Origin of the sequence: Thermaerobacillus caldiproteolyticus (genome assembly GCF_015326725.1) — a bacterium.
Classification (GTDB): domain Bacteria; phylum Bacillota; class Bacilli; order Bacillales; family Anoxybacillaceae; genus Thermaerobacillus; species Thermaerobacillus caldiproteolyticus.
In genome coordinates, this window is the sequence record NZ_CP064060.1 from 2,401,171 (window position 1) to 2,417,588 (window position 16,418).

Annotated in this window: 17 protein-coding genes; 6 read left to right on the forward strand and 11 right to left on the reverse strand. The window is 42.0% G+C overall.

Annotated elements, in window-relative coordinates:
• Positions 1-37 precede the first annotated feature (37 nt).
• Positions 38-3,370 carry a DNA polymerase III subunit alpha gene (locus ISX45_RS12015; RefSeq protein WP_194519070.1) on the reverse strand — a complete coding sequence of 1,111 codons (3,333 nt, stop codon included), beginning with the start codon at positions 3,368-3,370 and terminating at the stop codon, positions 38-40.
• 108 nt (positions 3,371-3,478) lie between these two features.
• On the opposite strand from ISX45_RS12015, the gene ISX45_RS12020 reads away from it, so the two are divergent.
• Together ISX45_RS12020 and ytrI are read left to right on the forward strand one after the other, a co-directional pair.
• Positions 3,479-3,820, forward strand: a complete 342-nt coding sequence (locus tag ISX45_RS12020; RefSeq protein ID WP_181554701.1) for a sporulation membrane protein YtrH — start codon at positions 3,479-3,481, stop codon at positions 3,818-3,820.
• Positions 3,817-4,323 carry a sporulation membrane protein YtrI gene (ytrI, locus tag ISX45_RS12025; RefSeq protein WP_181554702.1) on the forward strand — a complete coding sequence of 169 codons (507 nt, stop codon included), beginning with the start codon at positions 3,817-3,819 and terminating at the stop codon, positions 4,321-4,323. Before ISX45_RS12020 ends, ytrI begins: the two co-directional genes overlap by 4 nt.
• A gap of 40 nt (positions 4,324-4,363) precedes the next feature.
• Here ytrI and ISX45_RS12030 read toward each other — a convergent pair whose 3' ends face one another.
• A complete protein-coding gene (locus ISX45_RS12030) occupies positions 4,364-5,308 on the reverse strand; it encodes a DHH family phosphoesterase (protein WP_194519071.1) in 945 nt (314 codons plus the stop codon).
• A gap of 121 nt (positions 5,309-5,429) precedes the next feature.
• On the opposite strand from ISX45_RS12030, the gene ISX45_RS12035 reads away from it, so the two are divergent.
• Positions 5,430-5,741: a YtpI family protein gene (locus ISX45_RS12035; RefSeq protein ID WP_181554704.1), complete on the forward strand. Its 312-nt coding sequence runs from the start codon at positions 5,430-5,432 to the stop codon at positions 5,739-5,741.
• 15 nt (positions 5,742-5,756) lie between these two features.
• Here ISX45_RS12035 and ISX45_RS12040 read toward each other — a convergent pair whose 3' ends face one another.
• Together ISX45_RS12040 and ISX45_RS12045 are read right to left on the reverse strand one after the other, a co-directional pair.
• Positions 5,757-7,073, reverse strand: coding sequence for a CBS domain-containing protein (locus tag ISX45_RS12040; protein ID WP_181554705.1), 1,317 nt, complete (start codon positions 7,071-7,073; stop codon positions 5,757-5,759).
• Between the two features lie 138 nt (positions 7,074-7,211).
• Positions 7,212-7,892, reverse strand: coding sequence for a metal-dependent hydrolase (locus ISX45_RS12045; RefSeq protein ID WP_181554706.1), 681 nt, complete (start codon positions 7,890-7,892; stop codon positions 7,212-7,214).
• A gap of 139 nt (positions 7,893-8,031) precedes the next feature.
• On the opposite strand from ISX45_RS12045, the gene ISX45_RS12050 reads away from it, so the two are divergent.
• Positions 8,032-9,126, forward strand: coding sequence for a M24 family metallopeptidase (locus ISX45_RS12050; RefSeq protein ID WP_194519072.1), 1,095 nt, complete (start codon positions 8,032-8,034; stop codon positions 9,124-9,126).
• Between the two features lie 97 nt (positions 9,127-9,223).
• Here the strand turns inward: ISX45_RS12050 and ald are convergent, their stop codons facing one another.
• The 4 genes from ald to ISX45_RS12070 all read right to left on the reverse strand — a co-directional run bounded on the left by ald (position 9,224) and on the right by ISX45_RS12070 (position 12,100).
• Positions 9,224-10,345 carry an alanine dehydrogenase gene (gene ald / locus ISX45_RS12055; RefSeq protein WP_194519073.1) on the reverse strand — a complete coding sequence of 374 codons (1,122 nt, stop codon included), beginning with the start codon at positions 10,343-10,345 and terminating at the stop codon, positions 9,224-9,226.
• 71 nt (positions 10,346-10,416) lie between these two features.
• Positions 10,417-10,785 (reverse strand): hypothetical protein, encoded by a 369-nt coding sequence (locus ISX45_RS12060; RefSeq protein WP_194519074.1) that lies wholly within the window; start codon positions 10,783-10,785, stop codon positions 10,417-10,419.
• Between the two features lie 54 nt (positions 10,786-10,839).
• The gene (locus tag ISX45_RS12065) at positions 10,840-11,598 is read right to left on the reverse strand and encodes an SDR family oxidoreductase (RefSeq protein ID WP_181554710.1); all 759 of its coding nucleotides are present in this window, start codon (positions 11,596-11,598) and stop codon (positions 10,840-10,842) included.
• 358 nt (positions 11,599-11,956) lie between these two features.
• Positions 11,957-12,100 carry a hypothetical protein gene (locus tag ISX45_RS12070; RefSeq protein ID WP_181554711.1) on the reverse strand — a complete coding sequence of 48 codons (144 nt, stop codon included), beginning with the start codon at positions 12,098-12,100 and terminating at the stop codon, positions 11,957-11,959.
• Positions 12,101-12,210: 110 nt separating this feature from the next.
• On the opposite strand from ISX45_RS12070, the gene ISX45_RS12075 reads away from it, so the two are divergent.
• Positions 12,211-12,663, forward strand: a complete 453-nt coding sequence (locus tag ISX45_RS12075) for a universal stress protein (protein WP_181554712.1) — start codon at positions 12,211-12,213, stop codon at positions 12,661-12,663.
• An 86-nt stretch (positions 12,664-12,749) separates the two neighbouring features.
• Here ISX45_RS12075 and argH read toward each other — a convergent pair whose 3' ends face one another.
• Positions 12,750-14,120, reverse strand: coding sequence for an argininosuccinate lyase (argH, locus tag ISX45_RS12080; protein WP_194519075.1), 1,371 nt, complete (start codon positions 14,118-14,120; stop codon positions 12,750-12,752).
• On the reverse strand, positions 14,117-15,325 hold the full coding sequence (locus ISX45_RS12085) for an argininosuccinate synthase (protein WP_181554714.1): 1,209 nt from the start codon (positions 15,323-15,325) through the stop codon (positions 14,117-14,119). The genes argH and ISX45_RS12085 overlap by 4 nt, the downstream gene beginning before the upstream one ends.
• A 195-nt stretch (positions 15,326-15,520) precedes the next feature.
• Between ISX45_RS12085 and ISX45_RS12090 the strand changes: the two genes are divergently transcribed.
• Positions 15,521-15,835, forward strand: coding sequence for a hypothetical protein (locus tag ISX45_RS12090; RefSeq protein WP_194519076.1), 315 nt, complete (start codon positions 15,521-15,523; stop codon positions 15,833-15,835).
• 38 nt (positions 15,836-15,873) lie between these two features.
• Here ISX45_RS12090 and ISX45_RS12095 read toward each other — a convergent pair whose 3' ends face one another.
• Positions 15,874-16,386 carry a MogA/MoaB family molybdenum cofactor biosynthesis protein gene (locus ISX45_RS12095; protein ID WP_194519077.1) on the reverse strand — a complete coding sequence of 171 codons (513 nt, stop codon included), beginning with the start codon at positions 16,384-16,386 and terminating at the stop codon, positions 15,874-15,876.
• Positions 16,387-16,418 lie beyond the last annotated feature (32 nt).

A 16,418-nucleotide genomic window follows, 5' to 3' on the forward strand; every position in this document is an offset into this window, starting at 1 on the left:
ATACAATATAACAAAATGCACGAATAGTAAAGAAATATTATTTTAGTACAACATATTCGTTGCCTAGTAGTTCTTTCAGCTCGGTTACACATTCAGCAGTAGCATCGACTCCGTATTCCTCTGAAAGTTTTACGGTTTTCCGTTCTTTTTCGTAATAAAGGAATACAGGGACCTCTCCTCGATGTTTTTGTAAAATGTTTTTTAGTTTCGATAACTTCCCTGTTGCCATATGATCTGGACAAATTTTCACATAAAGTGCGTGTAGCTTGTCGATTGGGATAACCTTTTTAATAACCAATTGCACTTTGGTTCTGCGAACATCTACTTTTCCTTCTAACACTACTACGCTGTTTTTTTGTAGAAAAGAAAAATAGCGACGATACACATCAGGAAAGGCGACAGCTTCCATCTCACCACTTTCATCGCTAATGGTCAAAAATGCCATTTCTTCTCCCTTTTTCGTCCGTGTTTTCCGCTCGCGTAAAAGATAAGCACCGACGCGAACAGCCTGCTCAACTCTTCCTTTTCCTACATGAGCGATCGGCCGCGTCCCGACTGCTTGAATGCGCTGTCTATATAACGTTACCGGGTGAGGGGAGACATAAACACCGAGCAACTCCTTTTCATGTGATAGCTTTTCATCAACAGAAAGAGGGGACGTTTCCACATATTTTGGTTTAAACGACCATTCGTTCGCAAATAAATCGCTATCTGCATCCGTATACGGTCCCATTAATTCTGCATGTTCAAGCGCAATATCTATACTCGCTAGTAAAGAAGCACGCTCAACGCCAAATTCATCGAAACATCCGGCTAAAATAAAAGATTCTATCGTTTTCCGATTGATCGCTTTTCCCCATAGACGGGTACAAAAATCAAAGAAATCGGTAAACGGCCGTTTTTTCCGTTCTTGCACAATTGCTTTTACCGCTGCCGTGCCGATATGTTTAATGGAAGCAAGGCTATAGCGAATTCCCCCTTTTTCTATGGAAAAGGAGTAATTACTTTGATTTACAGAAGGTGGAAACAATGATATCCCTTTTTGTCTCATTTCGCAAATATAAGCAGCGATTTTTTCCTCATCACCAATGACGCTTGTCAATAACGCTGCATAAAAGTATAACGGATAATGTGCTTTTAAATAAGCGAGCTGATAGGCAATCATGCTATAAGCAACGGCATGGCTTCGGTTAAAACCGTAGTTGGCAAATCGTACAATTAAGTCGTATACTTTATCGGCTACCGCTTCGCCATATCCGTTTTCGATACATCCTTTCACAAAGTGCTCTCTTTCTTGGTCAAGAATGTCTTTTTTCTTCTTGCCCACGGCTCGGCGAAGCAAATCCGCTTGTCCGAGCGAGAAACCCGCGATTTTTGCAGCAATTTGCATAATTTGTTCCTGATAAATTAATACACCGTATGTGGACTGTAATATCGGTTCCAAGTCAGAGTGAAGGTAGGTAACGGTTTCATGCCCATGTTTCCGCCTAATATATACGGGAATATAATCAATTGGTCCCGGACGGTATAAAGCATTGACAGCGACAATGTCTTCAAATTGAGACGGCTTTAGCTGTTTTAAAACGGTTTTCATCCCCTCTGATTCGAGCTGAAAAATCCCGCTTGTATCTCCTTCACTTAATAGCGCGTACGTTTTAGCATCATCAAACGGAATGGTTTGTAAGTCGACCGTGCTTCCTGTATGGCGATGAATGAGAGCACATATATTCCCGATAAATGTTAGTGTACGCAATCCGAGAAAATCCATTTTTAATAATCCTAGTTGTTCTAACACATCCATCGGATATTGCGTGACATAGATGTCGTCATGCCCTTGCTGCAGCGGCACGATGTCGGAAAGCGGCTGTTCACTGATGACAACTCCTGCCGCATGGATCGATGTATGGCGCGGTAGACCTTCTAATTTCAAAGCGGTTTCAAACCATTCTTGCATTGTTGGTGACGAACTCACCGCTTGCCGAAAAGACAGCGATTGCTCGTATGCTTCTTGAAGGGTCACGCCTAATTTAGCGGGAATTTGCCTTACCAGCTGATCGATTTCTGCTGTCGTTGCCCCCATGACCCTTCCGACATCGCGAAGTGCCGCTCTTGCTCCGAATGTACCAAACGTAATAATTTGCGCGACATGTTGTTTTCCATACTTATTGGCCACATATTGAATGACTTCATCGCGGCGTTCATCCGGAAAATCAATATCAATATCGGGCATTGACACGCGCTCCGGATTTAAAAATCGTTCAAACAATAAGCCGTGTTCGAGAGGGTCCACGTTTGTAATATAAAGAACGTATGCCACTAGAGAGCCTGCCGCCGATCCGCGCCCAGGTCCCGTCAAAATTCCTCGCTTCCTTGCAAACTTCATAAAATCCCAAACGATTAAAAAATAGTCGCTAAACTTCATTTGCTGAATAATCTCCAACTCATAGTTCAAGCGCGCTATATACTCCGAAGAAGGGGACAAAACACGTTCATGCAGTCCTTGAAAACAAAGATCGCGCAAATAGCCATCAGCTGATTGATTTGTCGGTACCGGATATTTTGGCAGCATGCGATTTCCCAGTTCAATATCGACATGGCATTGTCGTGCGATTTTTACAGTATTTTCAATCGCCTCTGGTATATCAGAAAACAGCTCGATCATTTCATTAGTTGATTTTAAATAGTATTCGCTATTCGGTAATCGTCTCCTTCCTTCGTCTTGAAGTTTTACCCCTTGTTTCATCGCAAGTAAGCAATCATGAACGAAGGCATCTTCTTTTTCGATATAATGAACATCGTTCGTGGCGACAAGCGGCGTATTCGTTTCTTCACTCAGACGGATGAGTTCGCCTTGCCATTCACCATCCTCTTGTAATCCGTGGCGCTGAATCGCTATGTAAAAAGCATCATCACCAAATATACGCTTATATCGCATCACGATCTCAAGCGCCTTCTTCTTCTGATGGCGACGCAGCAATCTTTCAATATAACCGTCTTTTCCGGGAGTGAGCGCGATTATCCCATCATGATAACGCTCCAGCCATTTTTCGGGGATTCCGTTCACTGTTTTTGTTTGAATCGTACTACTGATTTTGAGTAAATGACGATAGCCAATTTCGTTTTTCGCTAATAGCACAAGCGGATATGTCTCTTCTTCCATCTGTATACGCGCGATCATACCAATAATCGGATTTATTCCGTATTTTTTACATTCTTGATAAAAGGGAATGGCTCCATATAACACATCTTCATCGGTTAAGGCGAGTGCCTGAAATCCTAATTCGCTCGCTCTTTTCACTAAATCGGGAATTTTAGCCGTACTATTTAGCAAACTATAACCGCTCCGAACATGAAGGTGAACAAACGACAACGCACTCCCTCCTTTTTCCTTCATTATAGTCGACGAAACTTTGAAAACGCAAAACATACTCCTGATCGATTGTCCATATACATAGTAAAAGAAAGGACTGAGGCGACAATGAGTATGAAATTAGCGTTTTTACCGGCTTTTATTCAAAGTTACTTTATCGCGTTAGGCGTGCTGTTCGGCGGCGCTTTGATCGGAGGATTAGGAGCATTTTTAACAGGTGAGCAGCCATTAACAGCGATGTATCGGTTTGCAGGCGACTTAAAAATTTGGGCCGTCGTAGCTGCAATCGGCGGGACGTTTGATACGTTTTATAGCGTTGAACGCGGCTTATTTTTAGGAGAAACTCGTGATATCATTAAGCAATTTCTTCTCATTCTTTCGGCGATGGGTGGCGCGCAAACAGGCGTAACGATCGTAAATTGGTTAACACAGGAGCATATTTCCCCATGAGAATTCCCCCTTATTACCGCCTGCCCACATGGCAACGCTTTTTTGCCGGAGTAGCGGTTGGTGCGATCATTAGTTGGTTTGTATTTTTACATCTATTTGGCGTTTTACAAGAAGAACATGTGCGCACAATCGCTGAATTAAATGATCAAATCGCCGATTTAAAAAACGATATTCGTATTTGGCAAGAAGACTACATTAAGCTGAATAAAATCAACAAAAAAAAATTAACAGTACAGGAAATTCACATTCGTCTTATCAACGCAGAGCAATACAAGCTGGATTCTTACACGACCTTTCGCATTCAAGAAAGCGTCAAAGAAGACATTTCCCATCTTATTGCCAAAGATATTGAAACGGTCTATAAAAGTAAAGAACTATTGACAAAAGCGATTGAAAATAAAACATATAGGATTAATGAACAGACATACAGGCTCGAAATCCAAGAACTTTTTTTATTTACCACCTTGTCGATTGAATTAAGATTAAAACCGGTCAATTCATAAAGCAATGTCCCGAACACAATAGCGTCGGGACATTGTTATTTCAGGAACGACAAATCGCTTCTAAGTCAGCAATGACACGATCAGCATCTTCCCATGAATAAATGGAAGCGCCTGCGGCTAACGGGTGACCCCCGCCTTTATATTTTTTCGCTACTTCATTGACAATCGGTCCTTTTGAACGGAAGCGAACGCGAATTTCCTTTTCTTCTTCAATGAAAAAGACCCACGCAGTAATTCCCTCAATATTACCGAGGAGGCTGACAAGCTGGGATGCTTCCGAAGGAGTTACGTTATACTCGCATAGCAATTCTTTCGTCATCTTTACTGACGCCACACCAGATGAAGAAAGTTGAAAATTTTGTAACACATAGCCGCTTAAATGAGCGACATTAACCTTTGTCCGATATAATCCATCATACAGCTCAGTTAATGAAAAGCCATACTCAATGAGTTCACTGGCATATTGAAATGTTTTTTGGCTCGTTCTTGGAAAAAGAAAGCGGCCTGTATCACCGACAATTCCCGCATAAATGAGGCGTGCCGCTTCTTTTGTCATCACCAGTCCCTTATCTTTGCCTGCCAAATAAAACTCGTAAATCATTTCGCTTGTGGAGCTGGCGTTTGTATCGACCCATAAAAGATCGCCGTACGGATCTTCGTTCGGATGGTGGTCGATTTTAATCAGCTTTTTCCCTAGTCGGTAGCGGCCGTCACAAATTCGCTCTTGATTGGCCGTATCACAAACGATAACAAGCGCATTTTCGTATACGTCGTCATCGATTTTGTCTAACCGTCGTAAAAACTGGAGCGACTCTTCTTCTTTCCCCACTGTATAAATCGCTTTTTCAGGAAAAGAAGCTTTTAAAATTTCGGCCAATCCCCCTTGAGAACCATACGCATCTGGATCTGGACGTACATGTCGATGAATAATAATGGTATCAAACTGTCGAATCGTCTCTAAAATTTGCAATGCTTTCTCGTTCATATAAGTTCTCCTCTTTTTGCGATTGTTTTCTTTCATTATAAGTGAAAAATAGAATTCGTTGCTAGAATTCTTCCTCATTTCTATGTACAATGGGATTAAGACGAAAGATGGAGGTTCACCTATGCCTGTATTTGTTATTTTGATTATATTTTCGCTTTCGTTTTATGCGTACTATAAAATCAAATACTTTCGGAGCCATCGCCCGGTAGAACGCCGCTGGATTGCCGCTAAATCAAGCATGGCACTTGGCTCGTTTGTCTTTTTCTTCGGCATCAATCAGTTTTTTCTTCATTCATCGATGATCTCTTTCATTGTTGGAGTCATTTTCTTGCTTATTGGTGGCGGAAGTGTATGGGCTGGTTATCGCGCCTACAAGCATTACTTGCCTCTTGTCATCGAAGAAGCAAAGCAAATGGCAAGAAACGGGGCCTAAATCCCCGTTTTCTTTTTAGCGATCAATTAACTGGCACATCATCAGCGCTTTGCCGACAACGGTCCCCTCATTGTATACTTCGACGTCAACTTTTCCAAATTTCCGCCCGACTTCTAGCAGCTTCGCTTTGATGTCAATTGTGCTTTCAATTTGCACCGGCTTAATAAAATAAATCGTAATATTTTCTATCACTAAATCGCCGCGCTTATAAAAACGTAATGCTCGCGTCGCTGCTTCTGTCACGATCGTCGTAAACACTCCATACGATAACGTTCCTAAATAGTTCGTCATTTGCGGCGTAATCGTACAACGAAAGACGTTTTCTGCTTTTTGATCGCTGTCAGACTCGCGAAATTGGCTTGTAATAATATCGTCAATCGTTTCTCCAACTTGCGGCTGACGCTGAACCATTTGTAACGCTTTTAATACATCCTGGCGGCTAATAATTCCTTGTAAGCGATTATGTTCATCGATCACAGGCAATAGTTCAATCCCTTCCCATACCATCATGTGAGAAGCAGAAGCCACCGACATTTTTCCGTTCACCGTGATCGGATGTTTTGTCATGACTTTTTCAATCAGCAGCTCACGGTCACAATCAAGCACATCTTTCGCTGTCACCATTCCTTGTACTTTCAATTGGGAATCGACAACCGGAAAGCGGCTATGCTTTGTTTCACGATTGAGCTGATACCACTTCTCGACCTTGTCCGTCGTTTCTAAATAGATCGTTTTCTCCAGCGGGATTAAAATGTCCTCGACAAGAACGATTTCTTTTTTTATCAATTGGTCGTAAATGGCACGGTTAATCATTGTTGCAACGGTAAATGTATCATAACTCGTCGAAATAATCGGGAGCTGCAATTCATCGGCTAATCTTTTCACATACTCATCTGTATCAAAACCGCCGGTAATTAACACGGCTGCTCCCGCTTCTAAAGCAAGCTGGTGCGCTTTCGTCCGGTTCCCGACAATTAACAAATCGCCCGCTCCGGTGTAGCGCATCATTGCCTCCAGCTTCATCGCGCCAATGACAAAACGGTTGAGCGTCTTATGTAATCCTTCTCGTCCCCCTAATACTTGCCCATCAACAATATTGACGACTTCCGCATATGTCAGCTTTTCAATATTCTCTTTCTTTTTCCGCTCAATCCGAATCGTTCCAACACGCTCAATCGTGCTTACATACCCTTTATTTTCCGCATCTTTAATCGCGCGATAAGCCGTGCCTTCACTTACCCCCATTTCCTTGGCAATTTGCCGAACGGAAATTTTCTCTCCAACCGGAAGACTGTCAATATATTGTAAAATTTGTTCATGTTTTGTCGCCAAATTTCTTCACCCTTTACAAGATGTCCTATTTTCATTATACGGGGGAACGGCGCTTGATTCAACGAAGCTAGCGAGTGTCGATTTTTTCAACAAAAAAGGAGCGCCTCATTGTTTGTGAGACGTCTCCTTTTTTACATGTTACAACTCAATGCTTTCTCCCGGCTGCAACACTTTACCGACTCCATCTTTTAGCATTCCCACAAATCGGTGTGGATCTTGTTCAATAAGCGGGAACGTATTGTAATGAATCGGAACAACGGTTTTAGCGCGAAGCCATTCAGCAGCCAACGCAGCATCTTCTGGTCCCATCGTAAAGTTGTCCCCAATCGGTAAAAAGGCCACATCAATGTCGTTGCGCTCGCCAATGAGCTTCATATCCGAAAACAATCCCGTATCTCCTGCATGATAAATCGTTTTTCCTTCAGCAGAAAATAAAATTCCGCACGGCATTCCTGTATAAATGATTTGCTTGTTCTCATCAATATAGCTTGAGCCGTGGAACGCTTGTGTCAATTTCACCTTTCCAAAATCAAATTGGTGTGATCCACCAATATGCATTGGATGAGCGTTTACCCCTTGCCAGCTTAGATAGGTCGCCAATTCAAACGGTGCCACGACAAGCGCCTGATTTCTTAAAGCAAGCTGAACAGTATCACCGACGTGATCACTATGTCCATGTGTAAGTAAAATAGCATCGACTTTCACTTCATCCGCCTTTAAATCTGTTGCTTCATTTCCTGTAATAAACGGGTCAATGAAAATCGTTTTCCCGCTTGTTTCAATTTTTACAACGGAATGTCCATGATACGTTAATTTCAACGCTATCTTCTCCTTTCTTGCGAACGTTTCCGCCTTACTTATTCGTGATTCATTGCTAATTTCCTTCTTTAGAGTAAATCATCGTTTACATCTTGCTCTATTATTGATACTCTCAAAATGTAGAAAGGAAGTGAACAAAATGAATCAAAGACTTCAATCTTTTTCACAATGGCTACAAGAACAAAATATTTCGTTTGCGTTGATTACGTCAACACCCAATGTCTTTTATTTAAGCGGATTTTATAGCGATCCTCATGAACGGTTGCTGGCGTTACTAGTGTTTCCGAACAGTGAACCGATGTTAGTTTGTCCGCAAATGGAAGTATCTCAAGCTAAACGAGCAGGTTGGCAATATGACACGCTCGGCTATAGCGATACGGACAATCCGTGGGAGCTTATCTATAAAAACATCAACGCAAGACAAGTCGTTCCCGAGCAAATTGCCATTGAAAAAAGCCATCTCTCTCTCGAACGGTACGAACAGTTACATACGTATTTTCCGGTGCGCTCGTTCCTCAACGCGGAAGAAAAACTGCGGGAATTACGCATGATCAAAGATGAAAAAGAAATTGTCATTTTGCGTCAAGCCGCTGAGCTTGCCGATTTTGGCGTCGACGTCGGAATTAAAGCACTGGCTGAAGGAAAAACGGAATTAGATATCATCGCCACGATTGAATACGAACTGAAGAAAAAAGGCGTGCGCGAAATGTCGTTTGCAACAATGGTGTTAACCGGTCAAAAAACGGCCGATCCTCACGGTGTACCGGGTTTAGCGACCGTTCAACACGGAGATTTTGTATTATTTGATTTAGGTGTTGTCCTTGACGGATATTGCTCTGACATTACAAGAACGGTCGTAGTGGGAAAAGCGACAGACGAACAAAAAACCATTTACGAAACGGTCTTAAAAGCACAGCTTGCAGCCATTCACGCTTCCAGACCGGGGACAGAAATCGGATCGATCGACAAAGCGGCAAGAGCAATCATCGAGCAAGCCGGATATGGGGCATATTTTACCCACCGCGTCGGGCATGGATTAGGAATTGATGTTCATGAATATCCGTCGATGAATGCCACAAACACAATGCCATTGCAACGCGGTATGGTATTTACGATTGAACCGGGTATTTATGTTCCTTCCATTGGCGGAGTTCGAATCGAAGATGATGTGTTCATTACTGATGATGGAGTCGAAACGTTAACAAGCTATCCAAAAGAATTGCTCACAATATAACGATAAAACGAGCGGCGTTTTCCAAAGCTCAAGCTAAGACGCCGCTCGTTTCTTTCATCATCAACTGCCACGAAGACTCCCGCTTCCAACAACGTATTCAACTTTGTTCTAATAATGTTTTCGTATCTTGAAACGTCAAGCCATGTGCCTTTGCCACCGCCTCATAGGTGACGTAACCGTTTAATGTATTAATTCCCTTTAATAAAGCCGGATTATCTAGACACGCTTGCCGATATCCTTTGTTAGCGATTTGTAACGCGTATGGCACCGTAACATTCGTCAACGCAAAGGTAGACGTACGCGGCACGGCTCCCGGCATATTCGCAACCGCATAATGAACAACCCCATGTTTAATATAAATCGGATCATCGTGTGTTGTGACGCGATCCGTCGTTTCAAAAATTCCTCCTTGGTCAATCGCAATATCCACAACAACCGACCCCGGCGTCATCGATTTAATCATTTCTTCCGTCACGAGTTTTGGTGCCTTCGCTCCCGGAATGAGAACCGCTCCGATCACTAAATCGGAATCTTTGACAGACTCGGCGATATTATACGTATTTGACATTAATGTCGTCACATGATCCCCAAATAAATCATCGAGCTGGCGGAGCCGATCCGGATTGACGTCAATAATCGTCACTTCCGCTCCCAGACCAACAGCCTTTTTCGCCGCATTCGTTCCAGCCACTCCGCCACCGATAATGGTGACTTTTCCGCGTCTTACTCCCGGCACGCTCCCTAACAAAATCCCTTTTCCACCGTGCGGCTTTTCTAAAAATTGCGCACCAACTTGTACCGACATTCGACCCGCTACTTCGCTCATCGGGGTCAGTAGAGGCAAGGAACCATTAGCTAATTGCACTGTCTCATAAGCGATGGCGACAACTTTTTTGTCGATGAGCGCTTTTGTCAATTCCAGTTCTGGTGCCAAATGCAAATACGTAAATAAAATCAATCCTTCACGAAAATATCCGTACTCCTCTGGAAGCGGCTCTTTTACTTTCATCACCATATCCATCGACCAAGCTTCTTCTGCTGTATCAACGATGGCTGCCCCAGCTTTCACATATTCCTCATCAGAAAATCCAGATCCACTCCCTGCTCCTTTTTCAATATACACGTCGTGCCCCGCTTTGACTAACGTCATCACGCCGGCTGGGGTAATAGCAACACGGTTTTCATTATTTTTTATTTCTTTTGGAATACCGATTTTCATGATAAAATTCCTCCTAAATTATTTGCTTACTATAACATATCCGTTTATCGGTAAAGCGTGATACTAGCTATTTACTTATCTTTCTCCCATATCCATGTAAATAAACGATGATGAGAATCCATCCATCTTACATCAAGAAACTTTACATTGTTATAACCTGTCTTTTCTAAAGAATGAACCATTTCTTCAACTTTGACATCGTGACGAAGATGAAGTTGATGAAAAAGAAGCGATAATTCACGTTTTGCCTGTTTTTCGTCTAAACTATAGCCGTTTTTTTCGCATTGATACGTATCAGGAGAATAATACTCACATTGCACAGTTTCATGTTCTGACACTAACTTAATTTTAAATAGATTTCCCTGCTGAAATTCAGCTGCACACACTACTGGCAGATGTATCAGCAACATTAAGAATGCGACAATCATACTTTTTTTCATAAAAAAATCACCTCATTACGTTAGAATGAGATGATTTTTGGAAAAATATTCACATTAACGATAACGATGTATGACATCGAGTCCCCCTGTGACTTCAATGACCGTCCCTGTAATCATATCCGAGTTTTCCTCGCATAAAAACGCCACAACTCGCGCAATGTCTTCCCCTGTCCCTGATCGACCAATGGGGGTCATATCGTCCTTGATTTTTCGTGAATCGGCAATCGTCGCTTCCTTCATATCGCCTACAATATTTCCAGGGCAAATCATATTTGCAGTAATGCCATATTCAGCTTCTTCCACCGCGATCGTTTTTGTTAACGATACAAGTCCGACTTTGGCAGCACCGAACGCAGAACGATGCAGCCATCCCGGAGCGCTTGCTGCTCCTTGGAACCCGTATGTAATAATGCGGCCAAACCGCTGCTTGCGCATAATGGGAATCGTTTTTTTAAATAAATGAAAAACCGCACTTAAATTCCCTTCGATCATTTCATACCATTCGTCTTCATCATAGTCAGCTAATTTTTTTCTTTCAAAAATATACGGTCCTGCGTTATTAATTAAAAAATCAATGCGCCCAAACCTTTCGAACGCCTGATCAACAAGACGATACAAATCATCTTTTCTTGTGACATCTCCTTTTACAAACTGAAGCCGTTCTGAAAGATGCGCATATTTCTCTTGCAATGATTTTACAGCCGTTTCATCACTTCGATAGTTCACTGTCACCGAATAGCCTTTTTCAAGCAACATTTCTGTCACTTTTCTCCCTAGTCCTTTCGCTCCGGCCGTTATGAGGGCATGTCGCACAGTTATTCCTCCCCATAAACAGTGTTTAATTTTACTTTACTATAAAATCGCTAAGAAAAACATCTATGATACTTCCCCCGCGCTAAAAATAAAAGCGCCATCATATATGCGATAAAGTCTAATGCCCTTCGTTTCCTCCTACAAACTGAAAAACAACAAGAAAGAAAAAGAAGCTCTGCCTAAACATGATGTCAAAAAAATGCTAGTACTTTCAAGCGGTTAGAACAAAATTGAGATTTGTCACTCTTTTGTACCTATATGGCATCTAGGCATCGTTCAATAAATCGTTTCCTTTTCTCTTTATGCTTTTTCTTATAAAAAATCATCATGACGTGTATACGCCATGATGATGCGTTGATTATTCGCCGATTTCACGTTTTGGATGATAATAAGCTTCCTCTTGTTCAATAACACCGCTATGATACGCATCCGTAATTTGCTCACTAATCGTCTGTACGGCTTCTTCATCGTAATACAATGTTTTTTTATCGTTCTTTTCCATCGCTGCCCCCCCTTTTCATAAAAATGTCATGACAACGTTAGTCTCCCTTCTTTTTCCTATGATATACTGTTATTAGAAATGACATTTCTATCCAAAAGGGAGTGGGGAAAATGGCGATGACGTATAAAACGATTGTTGTAGCGATAGACGGGTCGAAAGAGGCAGAATGGGCGTTTAAAAAAGCGATTCAAATCGCGAAACGAAATGATGCAAAGCTCATTCTTTCTCATATTATTGACGTTCGAAGCTTTGCAATAGTGGATGGATATGATCTCACAGTAACAGAACGTGCTGAGAAATATGCAAAAGAGCTATTGGATAATTATCAAAAACAAGCGATTAAAGCAGGATTGAAAGACGTAACAATCGACATTGAATTTGGCTCGCCGAAAGTAAAAATCGCTAAAGAAGTTGCTCCTAAATATCAGGCTGATTTAATTATTTGCGGAGCAACAGGATTAAATGCCGTTGAGCGCCTGTTAATTGGAAGCGTTTCCGAACACATTACACGCTATGCGAAATGTGATGTCCTTGTCGTACGTACAGAAAAAGAAGGGGAATAGAATCATAGATTAAGAAAAAACAGGGCTGACCCATTCTTGGAGTCAACCCTGTTTGGCACTCAACACTGTATGCAGATCGTTCCCTTTTATAAACATTGTTTTGCCTTTTTTATTGCCTGACGCACTTCATCAAAACCGGTTCCACCTGCGCTATTGCGGCGGTTGACCGCTGTATATGGATTCAGCACTTCATAAATATCCTCTTCAAACAACTCGGACGCTTCTTTATATACAGAGAGCGGTAAATCCGCTAAAAACATTCCTTTTTCAATGCATGCTAACACTAACTTACCAACAATTTCATGCGCTTTGCGGAATGGCACCCCTTTGTTGGCCAAGTAGTCCGCAAGCTCGGTCGCATTCGAGAAATCTTGTTTCGTTGCTTTTTCCATGACGTTCATATTCACTTTCATCGTCGCGATCATGCCAGCAAAAATTTTTAAAGAACCCGTCACTGTTTTAACCGTATCGAACATACCTTCTTTATCTTCTTGCATGTCTTTGTTATAAGCAAGCGGCGTTCCTTTCATCACCGTTAATAAGCCAAATAAATTTCCGTACACTCTTCCCGTTTTTCCGCGAATCAATTCCGCCATATCTGGATTTTTCTTTTGCGGCATAATACTGCTTCCCGTCGCGAATGCATCATCTAATTCAATGAATTGAAACTCCTGACTTGACCAAAGAATCAGCTCCTCACAAAAACGTGACAAGTGCATCATTAACATGGCGCTGTTGCTTAAAAATTCAATGATAAAATCGCGGTCACTCACCGCATCAATACTATTTTCATAGATTCCTTCAAAACCGAGAAGCTCTGCCGTTAAATGGCGGTCAATTGGAAATGTCGTACCTGCCAACGCTCCTGCGCCGAGCGGCGACTTGTTAATCCGCTTCAATGACTCTGCAAAACGTTCGCGATCGCGTTCCAACATCCAAAAATACGCCATTAAATGATGCGCAAAGGAAACAGGCTGCGCCCGCTGCAAATGCGTATAGCCAGGAATCAATGTTTCGACATGCGCTTCTGCTTTTTCAACAAGCACCTTCTGCAATTCTTTAATAAGTTCGATGATTTCATTGACTCTCTTGCGCAAATATAGATGCATGTCGGTCGCGACTTGATCGTTCCGGCTTCTTCCTGTATGCAATTTGCCGCCGACCGGACCGATTTCGTCGATAAGCATTTTCTCAATATTTAAATGAATATCCTCATACGCAACGGAAAACTCAAGCTGCTGTTTTTTTGCTTTCTCTAAAAGAGTGAGCAATCCTGCTTTAATTTTCTCGACATCCTCTTTGGGCAAAATCCCGCATTTTCCAAGCATCGTGACATGGGCGATACTGCCTTCAATATCTTCTTCGACTAACTCTTGGTCAAACGGGATCGAGGCGCCGAACTCATCGACCCACTCTTCCGCTGTTTTTGTAAACCGTCCGCCCCAAAGTTTTTTCACACGCCCACCTTCTTTTGATTGTTAACGATGCTGTATACTTTTGTAGGCAAGCCGAATAGAGAAATAAAGCCGACCGCTGCTTGATGGTCAAATTGGTCTTCGGATGTATATGTCGCCAGTTTTTCATCATATAATGAGAATTCCGATTTACGTCCTTCAATGATCGCATGACCTTTAAACAATTTCACGCGCACAACTCCGGTGACATTTTTTTGCGTTTCTTTTAAGAAGGCTGCTAGCGCGTCTTTTAACGGCGAAAACCATAGACCGTTGTAGATGACTTCCGCTAATTTTTGCTCGATAAGCGGCTTAAAATGAGCAACTTCTTTCACAAGTGTTAGATCTTCTAATTCTTTATGTGCTTTAATTAACGTAATCGCTCCTGGGCACTCGTACACTTCACGTGATTTAATGCCGACAAGACGGTTTTCCACATGGTCGATGCGTCCAACTCCATGTTTTCCGGCAATTGCGTTTAATTCAAGGATTAATTGAGCAAGCGAATATTCTTTTCCGTTTAATGTTTTTGGAACACCTTGTTCAAACCCGATTTCAATGATTTCCGGTACATTAGGTGTATTCTCAAGCGCCGCTGTTAATTCATACGCTTCCTCTGGCGGAGCTGCCCACGGATCTTCTAAAATGCCGCACTCGTTACTTCTGCCCCATAAGTTTTGGTCAATCGAAAACGGGCTGTCTAAATCAATCGGAATCGGAATGTTATGTTTTTTGGCATATTCAATTTCTTCTTCGCGCGACCAGCTCCATTCACGTACTGGCGCCACTACTTCTAAATTCGGATTTAATGCTTTAATCGACACTTCAAAACGAACTTGGTCGTTTCCTTTTCCTGTGCAGCCGTGCGCAACCGCTACGGCTCCTTCCAACTCAGCAATCTCGACTAATTTTTTCGCGATTAGCGGACGAGACAATGCCGAAACAAGCGGATACTTTCCTTCATAAAGAGTATGGGCCTGCAATGCGACAAGCGCATATTCATTCGCAAACTCCTCTTTTGCATCAATGACATACGATTTTACCGCTCCCACTTTTAGTGCTTTTTCTTTAATAAAATCAAGATCTTTTCCTTCACCGACATCAAGGCAGCACGCAACTACGTCATAGCCTCGCTCTTGAAGCCACTTAATTGCGACCGATGTATCTAAACCACCAGAATAGGCTAATACAATTTTCGGATTTGCCATATTGGTTCCCCTTCCCTCACACATAAATATACTTTTATATAAATAATTATTCATTTTATATAGTATCACTTTATCAGCTTTTGCTGATTTTTTCAATAGTTATTCATAAAAAAGTATAAAAATACTGACATAAATCCGTTGGTTCTTTTTCATCCTTTTTTGTACAATAAAGACAGGGGAAAGTGAGGGAGAGACATGGAACAGTATTTTATTTACGACGAGCGACTTGGCATCCCATTACCAAAACTTGAGAAAGAATGGGAAGACTATAGTGAAGCAGAACAACACGTGATTTTACTTCAGTGGGAAAAGATTCGAGGGACCATCCCTGACCGAATTGTGGAACTCGAACTAATCATCAATCAAAAACAGGAAGAACTGGGCGAAGAAAACAATTTCGCTCGTTCATGTGCATTAAATTCAGAGATTGCGGAGTTAGCTTCCATTATTAATGATTTGTGGATTTGGTATCGGATGAATCAAACCGTTTCGGTGCGAATTCATCAATAATTTCAACAAGTGGCTTTAAAAAAAGCCGCTTGTTGAAATTATAAATCCTTTCTAATCTCACGAATGACATGACCAAGCTCCGGTAAAATCAATTTTGTCATTGCAAGTCTGACCGCACCTGTTGAGCCTGGAGTGGAAAATATCGCCGTATCATTCGCTACTCCGGCAATCGCGCGCGACAATATTGCCGACGATCCGATGTCTTCCGTATAGCTCAGCATGCGAAACAGTTCACCAAAACCGATGATTTCTTTTTCAATGATTTCTTTCACGGTTTCAATCGTCACATCTCGTTTCGCGATTCCGGTTCCTCCGTTCGTTAACACAACGTCAATGTTTGCATCTTCACACCCGCTCCAAATCGCCTGGCGAATTTCTTTTTTTTCATCTTTGACAATTTCATAGTCTACAACCTCATGACCTGCTTCTTTCAATAATTCGATCATAAATTTTCCGCTTTTATCCGTTTCAAATGTTCGCGTATCGCTCACCGTAATCACTTTACATCGAATGACGCGCGGCGCTTCCTTTTTGTGTTCTTCAACGCTCATCTGTCTTCCACCTTTCTCTCATTGTTTCTTTT

Bases quoted from the DNA above. Each gene is read 5' to 3' on its own strand.
- ISX45_RS12020 (WP_181554701.1), top strand. From the start codon at position 3,479: ATGAGTATGAAATTAGCGTTTTTACCGGCTTTTATTCAAAGTTACTTT.
- ytrI (WP_181554702.1), top strand. From the start codon at position 3,817: ATGAGAATTCCCCCTTATTACCGCCTGCCCACATGGCAACGCTTTTTT.
- ISX45_RS12030 (WP_194519071.1), bottom strand. From the start codon at position 5,308: ATGAACGAGAAAGCATTGCAAATTTTAGAGACGATTCGACAGTTTGAT.
- ISX45_RS12035 (WP_181554704.1), top strand. From the start codon at position 5,430: ATGCCTGTATTTGTTATTTTGATTATATTTTCGCTTTCGTTTTATGCG.
- ISX45_RS12050 (WP_194519072.1), top strand. From the start codon at position 8,032: ATGAATCAAAGACTTCAATCTTTTTCACAATGGCTACAAGAACAAAAT.
- ald (WP_194519073.1), bottom strand. From the start codon at position 10,345: ATGAAAATCGGTATTCCAAAAGAAATAAAAAATAATGAAAACCGTGTT.
- ISX45_RS12060 (WP_194519074.1), bottom strand. From the start codon at position 10,785: ATGAAAAAAAGTATGATTGTCGCATTCTTAATGTTGCTGATACATCTG.
- ISX45_RS12070 (WP_181554711.1), bottom strand. From the start codon at position 12,100: ATGGAAAAGAACGATAAAAAAACATTGTATTACGATGAAGAAGCCGTA.
- ISX45_RS12075 (WP_181554712.1), top strand. From the start codon at position 12,211: ATGGCGATGACGTATAAAACGATTGTTGTAGCGATAGACGGGTCGAAA.
- ISX45_RS12085 (WP_181554714.1), bottom strand. From the start codon at position 15,325: ATGGCAAATCCGAAAATTGTATTAGCCTATTCTGGTGGTTTAGATACA.
- ISX45_RS12090 (WP_194519076.1), top strand. From the start codon at position 15,521: ATGGAACAGTATTTTATTTACGACGAGCGACTTGGCATCCCATTACCA.
- ISX45_RS12095 (WP_194519077.1), bottom strand. From the start codon at position 16,386: ATGAGCGTTGAAGAACACAAAAAGGAAGCGCCGCGCGTCATTCGATGT.